This window comes from Bacillus pumilus, from assembly GCF_003431975.1.
GTDB classification, from domain to species: domain Bacteria; phylum Bacillota; class Bacilli; order Bacillales; family Bacillaceae; genus Bacillus; species Bacillus pumilus_N.
In genome coordinates this window covers 2,716,543-2,729,594 of sequence record NZ_CP027116.1, presented here as the reverse complement: position 1 = coordinate 2,729,594, position 13,052 = coordinate 2,716,543, and the positions used below count along the sequence as shown (strand labels likewise).

12 protein-coding genes and 1 riboswitch are annotated in these 13,052 nt (G+C 42.5%); of the genes, 10 read left to right on the top strand and 2 right to left on the bottom strand.

Translation table 11 applies throughout. The features are described from left to right. The first annotated feature begins 62 nt into the window (after window positions 1–62). Both uvrC and C5695_RS14130 read left to right on the top strand, forming a co-directional pair. Window positions 63–1,835, top strand: a complete 1,773-nt coding sequence (gene uvrC / locus C5695_RS14135) for an excinuclease ABC subunit UvrC (RefSeq protein WP_117731273.1) — start codon at window positions 63–65, stop codon at window positions 1,833–1,835. A 62-nt stretch (window positions 1,836–1,897) separates the two neighbouring features. Next, window positions 1,898–2,075: riboswitch (Lysine riboswitch) on the top strand. Between the two features lie 141 nt (window positions 2,076–2,216). After that, window positions 2,217–3,452: an aspartate kinase gene (locus tag C5695_RS14130; RefSeq protein WP_117731272.1), complete on the top strand. Its 1,236-nt coding sequence runs from the start codon at window positions 2,217–2,219 to the stop codon at window positions 3,450–3,452. Between the two features lie 166 nt (window positions 3,453–3,618). Here C5695_RS14130 and C5695_RS14125 read toward each other — a convergent pair whose 3' ends face one another. Then, complete coding sequence (locus C5695_RS14125) at window positions 3,619–4,062, bottom strand: YslB family protein (protein WP_003216293.1); 444 nt, start codon at window positions 4,060–4,062, stop codon at window positions 3,619–3,621. Between the two features lie 280 nt (window positions 4,063–4,342). Here C5695_RS14125 and C5695_RS14120 point away from each other — a divergent pair, with 280 nt between their 5' ends. The 5 genes from C5695_RS14120 to C5695_RS14100 all read left to right on the top strand — a co-directional run bounded on the left by C5695_RS14120 (window position 4,343) and on the right by C5695_RS14100 (window position 8,895). Continuing rightward, window positions 4,343–4,951 carry a succinate dehydrogenase cytochrome b558 subunit gene (locus C5695_RS14120; protein WP_117731271.1) on the top strand — a complete coding sequence of 203 codons (609 nt, stop codon included), beginning with the start codon at window positions 4,343–4,345 and terminating at the stop codon, window positions 4,949–4,951. 37 nt (window positions 4,952–4,988) lie between these two features. Beyond that, window positions 4,989–6,749, top strand: coding sequence for a succinate dehydrogenase flavoprotein subunit (gene sdhA / locus C5695_RS14115; protein ID WP_012010817.1), 1,761 nt, complete (start codon window positions 4,989–4,991; stop codon window positions 6,747–6,749). 1 nt (window position 6,750) lies between these two features. Then, window positions 6,751–7,515, top strand: coding sequence for a succinate dehydrogenase iron-sulfur subunit (gene sdhB, locus C5695_RS14110; RefSeq protein WP_117731270.1), 765 nt, complete (start codon window positions 6,751–6,753; stop codon window positions 7,513–7,515). A gap of 120 nt (window positions 7,516–7,635) precedes the next feature. Then, entirely contained in the window at window positions 7,636–8,097 is a 462-nt protein-coding gene (locus tag C5695_RS14105) for an acyl-CoA thioesterase (RefSeq protein WP_117731269.1), read from the top strand. A 78-nt stretch (window positions 8,098–8,175) separates the two neighbouring features. Beyond that, a complete protein-coding gene (locus tag C5695_RS14100; RefSeq protein WP_117731268.1) occupies window positions 8,176–8,895 on the top strand; it encodes a biotin--[acetyl-CoA-carboxylase] ligase in 720 nt (239 codons plus the stop codon). A 27-nt stretch (window positions 8,896–8,922) separates the two neighbouring features. On the opposite strand, the gene C5695_RS14095 is transcribed toward C5695_RS14100, so the two are convergent. Further along, window positions 8,923–10,053 (bottom strand): 2-methylaconitate cis-trans isomerase PrpF family protein, encoded by a 1,131-nt coding sequence (locus tag C5695_RS14095; RefSeq protein ID WP_117731267.1) that lies wholly within the window; start codon window positions 10,051–10,053, stop codon window positions 8,923–8,925. Between the two features lie 136 nt (window positions 10,054–10,189). Here C5695_RS14095 and C5695_RS14090 point away from each other — a divergent pair, with 136 nt between their 5' ends. The 3 genes from C5695_RS14090 (at window position 10,190) to C5695_RS14080 (ending at window position 12,913) form a co-directional block, all read left to right on the top strand. Beyond that, window positions 10,190–11,050 (top strand): LysR family transcriptional regulator, encoded by an 861-nt coding sequence (locus C5695_RS14090; RefSeq protein ID WP_061409004.1) that lies wholly within the window; start codon window positions 10,190–10,192, stop codon window positions 11,048–11,050. A 152-nt stretch (window positions 11,051–11,202) separates the two neighbouring features. Continuing rightward, on the top strand, window positions 11,203–12,519 hold the full coding sequence (locus tag C5695_RS14085; protein ID WP_117731266.1) for a CitMHS family transporter: 1,317 nt from the start codon (window positions 11,203–11,205) through the stop codon (window positions 12,517–12,519). A gap of 205 nt (window positions 12,520–12,724) precedes the next feature. Continuing rightward, window positions 12,725–12,913 carry a helix-turn-helix domain-containing protein gene (locus C5695_RS14080; RefSeq protein ID WP_117731265.1) on the top strand — a complete coding sequence of 63 codons (189 nt, stop codon included), beginning with the start codon at window positions 12,725–12,727 and terminating at the stop codon, window positions 12,911–12,913. Window positions 12,914–13,052: the final 139 nt, after the last annotated feature.

The window sequence follows — 13,052 nt, the reverse complement described above, 5'->3', positions numbered from 1 at the left end:
TAAAACAAATGTTCGTGATACACTAGAAGGAGTGAAAGAGGAAAACAAGGACGGATGAAAAGATGAACAAACTGATCAAAGAAAAGCTATCGGTCTTGCCTGATCAACCAGGCTGCTACCTAATGAAAGATCGACAAAATACAGTCATTTATGTCGGGAAGGCAAAAGTATTAAAAAACAGAGTGCGGTCTTATTTTACTGGATCTCATGACGCCAAAACGCAGCGGCTTGTCAGTGAAATTGAGGACTTTGAATACATTGTCACCTCTTCTAATATCGAGGCACTTATTTTAGAGCTGAATTTAATCAAAAAATACGACCCAAAATACAATGTCATGCTCAAGGATGACAAAACGTATCCTTTTATTAAAATTACGAACGAACGGCATCCTAAGCTGATCGTCACCCGTCATGTGAAAAAGGACAAAGGGAAATATTTCGGTCCATACCCGAACGTACAAGCAGCTAGAGAAACGAAAAAGCTGCTCGACCGTTTGTATCCTCTGAGAAAATGTGCCACCCTTCCTGATCGCGTCTGTCTCTATTATCATCTTGGGCAATGTCTAGCGCCATGTGTGTATGACATTTCAGAAGAAACAAATAAGCAGCTCGTGGACGAAATCACAAGGTTTCTAAACGGAGGGCATCAGCAAATCAAAAAAGAACTAAGCGAAAAGATGCAGGAAGCGGCGGAACAACTAGAGTTTGAGCGGGCAAAAGAACTGAGAGACCAAATCGCTTACATCGATTCAACGATGGAAAAGCAGAAAATGACGATGAGCGATTTATCAGATCGAGACGTCTTTGCATATGCCTATGACAAGGGATGGATGTGTGTCCAAGTCTTCTTCATTAGGCAGGGGAAATTGATTGAACGTGATGTCAGCTTGTTTCCTATGTATCAAGACCCCGAGGAAGAGTTCCTCACGTTTATGGGGCAGTTTTATGCAAAAAACAATCACTTTCTGCCGAAGGAAATTTTGGTGCCAGACAGTGTAGATCAAGAGATGATTGAACAATTGCTTGAGACGAACGTTCTCCAGCCGAAAAAAGGAAAGAAGAAGGATTTGCTTTTACTTGCCCATCAAAACGCCAAAATCGCCTTAAAAGAAAAATTTTCGCTCATTGAGCGTGATGAAGAACGGTCCATTGGTGCGGTGAAGCAGCTTGGAGATGCACTAAATATTTATATGCCGTACAGGATTGAGGCATTTGATAACTCGAATATTCAAGGTGCAGACCCGGTTTCTGCCATGGTCGTTTTTCAAGACGGGAAGCCATATAAAAAGGAATACCGAAAATACAAAATTAAAACCGTTGCAGGTCCAGATGATTATGCATCTATGCGTGAAGTCATTAGAAGACGATATACCCGTGTGTTAAAGGATGAGCTGCCGCTGCCAGATTTAATTTTAATTGACGGAGGAAAGGGACAGATCAATGCAGCCATAGATGTGCTTGAAAATGAATTGAACTTGTCTGTCCCAGTCGCTGGTCTTGTGAAAGATGAGAAGCACAGAACTTCGAATCTCATGATGGGCGATACACTTGAAATTGTTGCGCTGGAGCGGAATAGTCAGGCCTTCTATTTATTGCAGCGCATTCAAGATGAAGTGCACAGGTTCGCTATAAGCTTTCACCGACAGCTGCGCGGAAAAAATGCATTTCAATCTATTTTAGACGATGTACCAGGTATCGGAGAAAAGCGTAAAAAGCAGCTTCTCAAACATTTTGGCTCTGTGAAAAAGATGAAAGAAGCCTCTATCCAAGACTTTCAGGACGCTGGCATCCCGAAACAAACGGCCGAGCTTTTAATGGAAGCTTTAAAAAAATAGATTGTACTTTTTCCAAAAGTCTGTTAAGATTGTGACTAATTTAATAAATGAACGTGTTGTTTGTTGTAGATAGAGGTGCGAACTTCAAGAGTAAGCCTTCAGAGATCGATGGGGTCTAGGAAGAGGGCTGAAAGGGGAGCGTCGCCGAAGTGAATAAAATCCACTCATTTTATTCGCTGGCTGTACATTGAAGAAATGTAGGGCTGTCAAGAATGTATTTCTTGGAGGGCTATCTCATTGTTTGCATCGTTTGATGATGATTTTAAAGCAATGGGAGATCTGTTCTCTCATTGCTTTTTTTATTTGCAGTGAGCAGGCAGTCTCCAAAGCCGCTTCTTGCCTCTTCTCTCACACGTGATCTTTTGAAAAAGGGTGGTAGACATGGGACTAATTGTACAAAAATTTGGCGGAACGTCCGTTGGATCGACAGAAAAAATTCGCAATGCTGCAGAAAGGGTCATCGCTGAACGCGAGGCCGGACATGATGTCGTTGTGGTTGTGTCGGCAATGGGTAAATCAACGGATGTTCTAGTAGACCTAGCGAAAGAACTGACAGATCATCCAAGCAAAAGAGAAATGGATATGCTGCTCGCAACTGGAGAGCAAGTGACCATTTCCTTATTAACGATGGCGCTGCAAGCAAAAGGCTATGATGCCATTTCCTTTACAGGCTGGCAGGCTGGTATGAAAACAGAGCAGGTACATGGTAACGCAAGAATTGTGGACATTGATGAATCAAGAATAAAAGAAGAATTAAGTGCGGGGAAAGTAGTGGTTGTAGCAGGCTTCCAAGGCATTGCAGATGAGATGCATATCACAACGCTTGGACGTGGTGGATCAGATACGACAGCTGTGGCACTTGCTGCTGCACTAAAAGCGGATAAATGTGATATATACACAGATGTACCAGGTGTGTTTACGACAGATCCGCGTTTTGTACCGGCTGCGCGAAAACTTGCAGGTATTTCATACGATGAGATGCTCGAACTGGCTAATTTAGGAGCTGGCGTCTTGCATCCAAGAGCTGTCGAATTTGCGAAAAATTATCAAGTCCCACTAGAAGTCCGTTCTAGTATTGAAAATGAACCGGGTACGTTAATTGAGGAGGAATCATCCATGGAGCAAAATTTAGTCGTTAGAGGCATTGCATTTGAAGATCAGATTACACGTGTGACGGTGTGCGGTCTTTCAAGCGGACTTACAACATTATCGACCATCTTTACGACGCTTGCGAAGCAAAATATCAATGTCGATATCATCATTCAGTCCGTCACAAGCACCAATCAGACGTCCATTTCTTTCTCTGTGAAAACAGATGATTTGTCCAAAACAGTTGAAGTGTTAGAAGAATATAAAGGAGCGCTTGGTTACGAGCAGATCGAGACAGAAAGCAAATTAGCCAAAGTATCCATAGTTGGGTCTGGTATGGTCTCAAATCCAGGTGTAGCCGCAGAAATGTTCGCTGTGTTAGCGGAAAAAGATATTCAAGTGAAAATGGTCAGTACGTCTGAAATCAAAGTCTCAACAGTCGTTGGTCGTGATGATATGGTCAAAGCCGTTGAAGCACTGCATGATGCGTTTGATTTATCAAAGGTGAGTGCAGCTGCTCACTCTTAAAAAGGCGGGAGGTGCACCTCATGAGAGAGTGCACCTCTTTTTGATTTCGGAAGCCGCCACGTATCAGAAAGGAAAACGTGCGTAAACCCATTCATTAAGTATGCTATGATAGAAGAAGGCATACAAAAAAGGCGTGACCTGAAGTCCACGCCTTTCATAGAGAGTGTTAGCTAGGGTCTCTTAAATCCCATTTAACGGTTAAAATGACTTTATCAGCACGCTTTTTTACTTGTTCATAGGATTCAGCTACGTGCTCGTTGAGAAGCTGAATTTGCTCAGCAATAAAACCTGCTTCCATTTGAAAGCATGGCTCCTTTTGATAGGTGAGTCGATTCGATACAAGTGGACCTTCGAGCTCAAACTCAATTTCCTGTTTTTTTGAATGGACCATTGTGAGCGTCCCCCATCCAGCATCATGGAAAAATTCGGGGATCTTCTCCCATGACTCTTGAGGAAATTTACGAGCAAGCAGCTTACCCGCAAAATACATCATAGATGAATGATCCTGGCCAAGAATGTCAGGCAGCAGAACTTCGCGTATCAGCTCGTAGGCAAATCCATTGACTTCAATTTCTTTTAGCTGTTCTAAGTTAGATTCGAATTTATTCATTGTACGGCTCCCCTCTTTCAACAATTTATTATAGCTTATGTGGGCATATGATGACAGAGTTTTCCCTGAAGTCTAAGAAATTCTTATTGTAGTAAAACGAATTTTGATTAAAAACTTTTAAATTTCGGAAAATTTTAATTTATGTACGCGGTTTCTTGACGCTTTTTTGACATAGGAGTAAAATGAAATTGTCAATAAATTTGAATAAAGTGCTTACAATTGAAAGAAGCGGGGGTAAGACAATTTTCAGCAATTGCACTTTTTACTAGGGGGTAAAGTAATGTCGGGGAACAAAGAATTTTTTTATCGGAGATTGCATTCTTTGCTTGGCGTCATTCCGGTTGGTCTATTTTTAGTACAGCACTTAGTGGTTAACCACTTTGCGACGAATGGACCAGAGGCGTTTAACAAAGCTGCACACTTTATGGAACAGCTTCCATTCAGATATGCACTTGAGCTGTTCGTGATTTTCTTACCACTGATCTATCATGCTGTTTATGGGGTGTACATAGCCTTTACGGCACAAAACAACACGTCTCGCTTCAGTTACTTAAGAAACTGGTTGTTCAGACTGCAAAGAATTTCAGGTATTATCACATTGATTTTTGTCTCTTGGCACGTATGGGAAACACGAATTCAAGCGCAGCTTGGAGCTGAAGTTAACTATGACATGATGGCGAATATTTTAAGCTCTCCATTTATGCTAGGCTTCTATATTGTCGGCGTTTTATCTACTATTTTCCACTTTGCTAATGGCTTGTGGTCATTTGCTGTCAGCTGGGGAATTACCGTTTCACCACGCTCACAAAGAATCTCCACATATGTGACATTAGGTATATTTATAGCGCTTTCATATGTAGGGCTAAGAGCAATTTTCGCTTTTGTTTAAGAGGAAATAGATTAGTAGAAGAGGGAGAGGGGCTACAATGAGTAATTCTAGCATCATCGTTGTCGGAGGCGGCTTAGCTGGTCTCATGGCAACTATCAAAGCAGCAGAAGCGGGAACAGCTGTTAAACTATTTTCAATCGTACCTGTGAAACGTTCGCATTCTGTATGTGCACAGGGCGGAATCAATGGAGCGGTGAATACAAAAGGTGAAGGGGATTCACCTTATGAGCATTTTGATGACACGGTGTATGGCGGAGATTTCTTAGCCAACCAGCCGCCAGTAAAGGCAATGTGTGAAGCAGCGCCGTCCATTATTCACTTACTTGATCGGATGGGTGTTATGTTTAACAGAACACCAGAGGGATTACTGGACTTCCGCCGCTTCGGGGGAACACAGCACCACCGTACAGCGTTTGCTGGAGCTACAACAGGTCAGCAGCTATTATATGCACTTGATGAGCAAGTTCGCCGCTATGAAGTAGCAGGGCTTGTTACGAAATATGAAGGCTGGGAATTCCTTGGCGCTGTGTTAGATGACGAGGAAGTATGTCGAGGCATTGTCGCACAGAACTTGACGACAATGGAGATTGAATCCTTCCGTTCAGATGCAGTGATCATGGCAACAGGTGGTCCTGGAATCGTATTTGGTAAATCAACAAACTCCATGATTAACACTGGTTCTGCCGCATCCATCGTTTATCAGCAAGGTGCACACTATGCGAATGGAGAATTCATTCAAATTCACCCAACAGCGATCCCTGGAGATGACAAGCTTCGTCTCATGAGTGAATCGGCTCGTGGTGAAGGCGGACGTGTTTGGACATATAAAGACGGGAAGCCTTGGTACTTCCTTGAAGAAAAATACCCAGCATACGGGAACCTTGTACCGCGTGATATCGCAACACGTGAAATCTTCGACGTATGTGTCGAGCAAAAGCTCGGCATCAACGGAGAGAACATGGTATATCTCGATCTTTCTCATAAAGATCCAAAAGAACTTGATATTAAGCTTGGCGGCATCATTGAAATCTATGAAAAATTCATGGGTGATGACCCGCGTAAGCTTCCGATGAAAATTTTCCCTGCTGTTCATTACTCCATGGGCGGATTATGGGTTGATTATGATCAAATGACGAATATCAAAGGTCTATTCGCTGCCGGAGAATGTGATTACTCTATGCATGGTGGAAACAGACTTGGTGCAAACTCCCTGCTTTCTGCCATTTACGGCGGTATGGTTGCTGGACCGAATGCGGTCAAGTACATTAGCGGTCTTGAAAAATCTGCGGAAGACCTATCTTCTGCCACATTTGACAGTGCCGTGAAGAAAGAGCAGGAGAAATGGGACAACATCCTCAGCATGGACGGAACAGAAAATGCATACGTACTTCATAAAGAGCTTGGAGAATGGATGACGGATAACGTCACAGTGGTTCGTTACAATGACAAACTCTTAAAAACAGATCAGAAGATCGAAGAACTAATGGAGCGCTACAAGCAGATCAACATTAACGATACAGCATCATGGAGCAACCAAGGCGCTGCCTTCACACGTCAGCTTGACAACATGCTTCAGCTGGCACGAGTCATTACGATCGGGGCATACAACCGAAATGAAAGCCGAGGCGCACACTACAAACCGGATTTCCCAGAGAGAAACGATGAAGAATTCCTAAAAACAACGATGGCTACGTTCAAAGGGAAAAATCAAAAGCCTGCATTCCACTATGAGGACGTCGATGTATCGTTAATTGCACCTCGTAAACGAGATTACTCGAAGAAAAAGGTGGAGAAATAAGATGAGTGAAAAAAACACAATTCAATTCATTATCACACGTCAAGATACAGCAGATGGCAAGCCTTATGATGAAGAATTCGAAATCCCTTATCGCCCAAATATGAACGTTATTTCCGCACTTATGGAAATCAGACGGAACCCGGTTAATAAACAAGGGGAAAAAACAACGGCGATTAACTGGGATATGAACTGTCTTGAAGAGGTGTGCGGAGCTTGTTCAATGGTCATTAATGGAAAACCCCGCCAATCATGCACAGCTTTGATTGACAAGTTAGACCAACCGATTCGTCTTCAGCCGATGAAGACATTCCCGGTTGTGAGAGACTTGCAGGTTGATAGAAGCCGGATGTTCAATTCCTTGAAAAAAGTGAAAGCATGGGTACCGATCGATGGCACGTATGATCTTGGGCCTGGACCAAGAATGCCTGAGAAAAAACGTCAATGGGCATATGAGCTTTCTAAATGTATGACATGTGGTGTCTGCCTTGAAGCTTGTCCAAACGTCAATGATAAATCTTCCTTTATGGGACCTGCACCGCTTTCGCAAGTTCGTCTATTTAACGCACATCCGACAGGTGCGATGAATAAGTCTGACCGTCTAGAAGAAATTATGGGGGACGGTGGTCTTGCGAACTGTGGGAACTCCCAAAACTGTGTGCAGTCTTGTCCGAAAGGAATTCCGCTCACAACGTCAATTGCAGCACTTAACCGAGATACAACTTTACAAGCTTTCCGTAACTTCTTTGGAAGCGATCAAGCAGAATAACATCACATTCAGTCCTCTTTGCCAATCATGATGAGAGTTTAAGAGGCTGGATGCAATCTATAACAAACGCCTCTTCCAATACGGGAGAGGCGTTTTGTTTGCGAATAAGGAGAGGATCAAGTGAGACTGCCGTCATATATTGAAGAACCATTTGAAGAGTGGAGAGCATCCTTTCGGTTTTATGTTGAAACGACCGTTCGTTTTTCAGAAACGGATATGTTTGGTCATATGAACAATGTCACCCCATTTGTGTATTTCGAAGAGGCACGAATTGCCTTTTTTCAAAAGACGGGGATTGTTGATAAACGAATGAAACGTGTGAGAGAGACCATGACAGTCGTCGCAAATCTGCAATGTGATTACATCAAACAGGTAGAAATTGGGGAGAGACTTCGCGTATATGTCAAACCGGAAAAAGTCGGCTCAAGCTCACTCATTCTGCATTATTTAGGAGAAAATGAGCAGCAGGAACCTTGCTTTACAGGCTCAGTCACCATGGTGCAAATTAGTAAAGACACAGGCGCATCAGTCCCGTTTACAGAGGAAGAAAAAGAGACGTTTCAGGCACAGAGAAATGACTAGCATGCTGTCTTATCAACATGCATGCTTCATTTTGTTATAATAAAAGCATCATATCCAGAAGAAACAAGAGGAGAATACATGAAGATTTTTCAATTTGACACCATTGATAGTACAAATAATGAAGCGAAAAGACTCATGCAACAAGGAGAAAAACCCCCATTTGCTGTCTATGCACGCCAGCAGACAGCGGGAAGAGGAAGACTCGGCAGACCGTGGGAAACACCTTTAGGAAATGTGGCGCTGACCATGACAGTCTTACCGCCAGAAGAACTCTCCACGCAGTCAACGATCGCACCACTGACAGCACTAGCGATCTATGATGTGCTGAAACCTCTCATAAGAGCGGAGGATCAGCTGGCCATCAAATGGCCCAATGATATTCTCATTAATGAAGCAAAGGTGTCCGGCACATTAATTGAAGCTGACCGTGGCGCCATTTATATCGGCGTTGGCATCAATGTACAGACAAAGCCGGAGCATGTCCCGTACAAAACCATTTGCTTATCAGAGCTGACAGATGTGAAAGCGGATCAGCTTGTGAAAGAACTGGCAGCAGCTTTTGAAAAATACCATATACGCTGGCAGAATGAAGGGTTTGAAGCACTCACTGCCCTCTATAATAAACGGTTATATCGACTCAATAAACCGCTTCGCATCTCGTTAGATCGTGAAAAACAAACATGGGAAGAAGGGATTTGCTGTGGCGTTAACCATTTTGGTCATCTTCAGTTAAAAGATGATAAAGGACAGATCAAGGCTCATTCTGCCGGAGATATTGATGCCCCGCTCGAGCAGTAAAAAAAGCAGACGATGTTCTCGTCTGCTTCAAGCTTCTTTTTTAATATGAGGCCGCACGATATAGTCTTGTTTCGTAAAGACAACACCGTCCAGAATTTCTCTTGCGGTTCGAATCACTTTGACTCTATTTTGAGACACGTCAATGTCCGTTTGCATAATCCCGGCAGGATGCCCGATTCGAAGTGTGTCATCTTGACCATGATACAGCTGTGCAGGAAGTGTTTGATCTATGAAACAGCTGGCTGATACGCAGACAGAGCCTGTAATGGCAAGTGCTTGGTGCGGTCTTTGCATCGATAGCATGCGTACGACGATATCCATATCGGCTGCTCGTCTCAACACCCCATTTGTATCGACATAATCAGCAGGTTCGTTAATGATCGCAAGCTTCGGAACGGCTGGTGACTGTAAGGTTGCCATGTCTTTTGGTGCAAAATGACACATTTCAGCAGCGAGGGAACGAATTTCTTCTAAATCATCCAGTAATTCGTCTGTAAACTCCTCAGGCAATTCAGTTCCTTTTAAATGAAGATCCTTCGCACGGATAAAGGCAATTGGATTTGCGATGTCAACGATCGAGATCGGAATCTCTCCAAACTTTGTGTCAATCGTATCCATGCGGTTCCCTGTCGGAAAGGTTTTACCTGTCACAGCGCCCTCAGGCTTCTCAAAGGATAAATAGATGGGAGATCCTGTCCCTTTTACTCCTGGAATTTCTGCATCTCCTTCAAATATCACTTCACCGTTTTCAACCTCTACCTCCGCTACAATGACTTTATTTGTGTTGGTATTGAGGATACGTACAGTCGTAATGGGCTCAACCGCTTGCACAAGCCCTTTAATGATGGCATATGGTCCAACCGCTGACGAAATATTCCCGCAGTTTCCTTTAAAGTCGACATATCTCTCATTAATGCTGACTTGTGCAAACGTATAGTTCACGTCCACATCGGGGCGTGTGGCCTTATCAATAATAGCTACTTTGCTTGTTAAAGAATTACCACCGCCAATCCCATCGACCTGCAGCCGGTCAGGACTACCCATAATGTCTAACAGAAATGCCTCGAGCTCATCGTGTTCATAGGGTGCATCGTTTGCTTGAATGAATACCCCTTTGCTTGTACCGCCTCGCATGATTGTGATTGGAACTTTTCTCATTGCTCTCACCCTCAATTTTTTAATGAACTGTTTATCTAATCAAAATGGTAAAGTATAATAAGAAATAAGTTAAATACATAATTTTAAGAGAAATCAATAAAAAATTTTTATAGTTGGTGAAAAAGGAGGATATACAATGGACGAGAAAGACTGGCGTTTTTTAAAGGTGCTTTATGAAGAAAAGAACATCACAAAAGCAGCGGAAAAACTATTTGTCTCTCAGCCTGCTCTAAGCTATCGATTGAAGCAGCTTGAGGAAGAATTCGATATGAAGCTTTTCTTTAAAAGAAAACGAGGGATTGAATTTACGTCAGAGGGCGAGTATTTGGCTGCATACGCAAATGACATGCTCAAACAGCTCCAGCAAACAAAAGATGGCATGCTCAACATGCAAAAAAAGGTCAAAGGAACGATCCGGTTGGGGGTCTCAAGCAACTTTGCTCAGTATAAGCTGCCAGAAATTTTAAGAGAATTTTCTAAGCAGTATCCGCATGTTCAATTTATGGTGAATACAGGTTGGAGCACAAAAGTCATGGACTTATTAGGCACATCCAGTGTCCATTTAGGGATTTTAAGAGGGGATTACGACTGGAATGGAGAGCGGTTTTTGCTCGATAAAGAACGACTTTGCATCATTTCGAAATCAGAAATTCAGCTAAAAGACCTACCAAAGCTGCCGCTCATTGACTATCATACAGACAGTTCTTTAAAACGATTGATTAACAGATGGTGGCAGGAAACATTCACTATGCCTCCGCTTGTGACGATGGAGACAGACCGTCAGGATACATCAAAAGAGATGGTCAAGCATGGTTTAGGCTATGCCATTGTCCCAGAAATTTGTCTCAGACCAAGTGATGAGTTATTTGTAAAAGGGCTTTCGTATAAAGATGGACAGCCTGTTTTAAGAGATACATGGCTTATGTACCAGCCAGACTCCCTTCATTTATCTGTTGTGAAAGCATTCATTGAGTTTTTAAGAAGCCAGCAAGGTTGATTATAAAATAAATTTATAGAATATACGAAAAAATCAATATTTTCATTATAAAAAAAGCTATTATATCCTTGAAATAGAAAGCGCTAACATTCAGGTCACTAGTGCAAAGGGGCGCTCGTTGATCGCGTAAAGAAGAGGATGGAGGGATATATATGCTAGCTATTTTAGGACTCTTAATGGTCGTGACTTTTACATTTCTTATTATGACAAAACGTATGCACCCGGTGGTGGCGTTAACCGTTGTACCGATCATTTTTGCATTGATCGGTGGGTTTCACAGTGGATTAGGGGATATGATGCTTGATGGACTCAAAACGGTTGCACCATCTGCTGCTTTATTGCTATTTGCGATTTTATTCTTCGGTGTCATGCTGGATGCTGGGCTATTTGATCCACTGATTAAGCTCATTTTACGTATTGTGAAAGGGGATCCTGTCAAAATTGCGTTTGGGGTAGCGATTTTGTCTATGCTTGTTGCATTAGATGGTGATGGGACAACAACATACATGATTACCGTATCAGCTTTACTGCCACTTTTCTTAAGAATTGGGATGAACCCGCTGATTTTAGGGACGATTTCATTATTATCATTAGGTATTATGAGCGGTATGACCCCGTGGGGTGGTCCAGCTACTCGAGCAATTGCTGCGCTTGGCTTGGATGCAGCGGAATTTTTTATTCCATTACTCCCGACGATGGTTGGGGGCGGTTTATTTATTCTTTTTACAGCCTATGTGCTTGGGAAAAAAGAGCGGAAGCGAATTGGGATTGCAGAGATTCAGTACAAAGAGGAAGTCTCGATCTCACCTGAATTGGCGGCGTCAATTGAAGATGGTGTAGAAGACATGAAGAGACCCAATCTCATTTGGGTAAACTTCTTCTTGACGATTGCGGTCATGGCGACACTTGTTTTAGATATCGTCCCGATTCCAGTTCTCTTTTTAATCGGATTTGTCATTGCTCTCATGATTAACTATCCAAAGGTTGAAGATCAGCGCGAAAGAATCTTATCACATGCCGGAAATGCCTTAACGGTCATTACCCTTGTGTTTGCAGCAGGAATTTTCACAGGAATTTTTTCGGGGACAAAAATGGTGGAGTCCATTGCTCATTTGGTCATTTACATGATTCCTGATTCCTACAGCTCATTTTTTCCGCTCATTGTTGCTTTAACGAGTATGCCATTTACATTTGTTCTTTCAAATGATGCTTATTATTTCGGGGTGCTGCCAATCTTGGCAGAAGCCGGCGCAGCATATGGGATTGATCCAGTGGAAATTGCGCGCGCCTCTATTATAGGACAGCCTGTCCACTTACTGAGCCCGCTAGTGGCCTCGACGCTGCTTCTTGTCAGCATGCTGAACAAAGATATTGGAGATTTGCAAAAATACGCACTGCTGTGGACCGTGTTAACTGCCCTTTTTACAACACTAATTGCTTTGTTAACAGGTGCCATTTCTATCTTTTAAATACGTGTATGAAAAGGACGATGTCTCGGAGAGGAGACTCGTCCTTTTTTGTGCGGATAAAAGCGCACAAATTGGACGCTCATATGCGGGAATTCTTGATTTTAACGTCACCTACCTCGGGCAGCCGGCATATGATATCTCGACTATACAGAATCCCATTCTATAGAGACTAGAGCTCTCACCTTAGCAAGGAGGGTTACAATACTTGAAGGAGAAAGAGTTTCAATCCAAGCCGCTATTAACCAAAAGAGAAAGAGAAGTATTTGAATTGCTCGTCCAAGATAAAACAACAAAAGAAATTGCAAGCGAGCTTTTTATTAGCGAAAAGACTGTTCGAAATCATATTTCGAATGCTAAGCATATCTTTTACAAAACAATAATTGCCATCGTATAAAATAACTCCATTAGACACATGTAAAAAAATCCCACATCAGAAAACAAAATTTTATTTATTGCAAGTTTAATTAAAAATTCACACTTCTTCGACAATTTATGACAACTTTTTTGACTTTAGTGTGCTAAATTGATTTTGA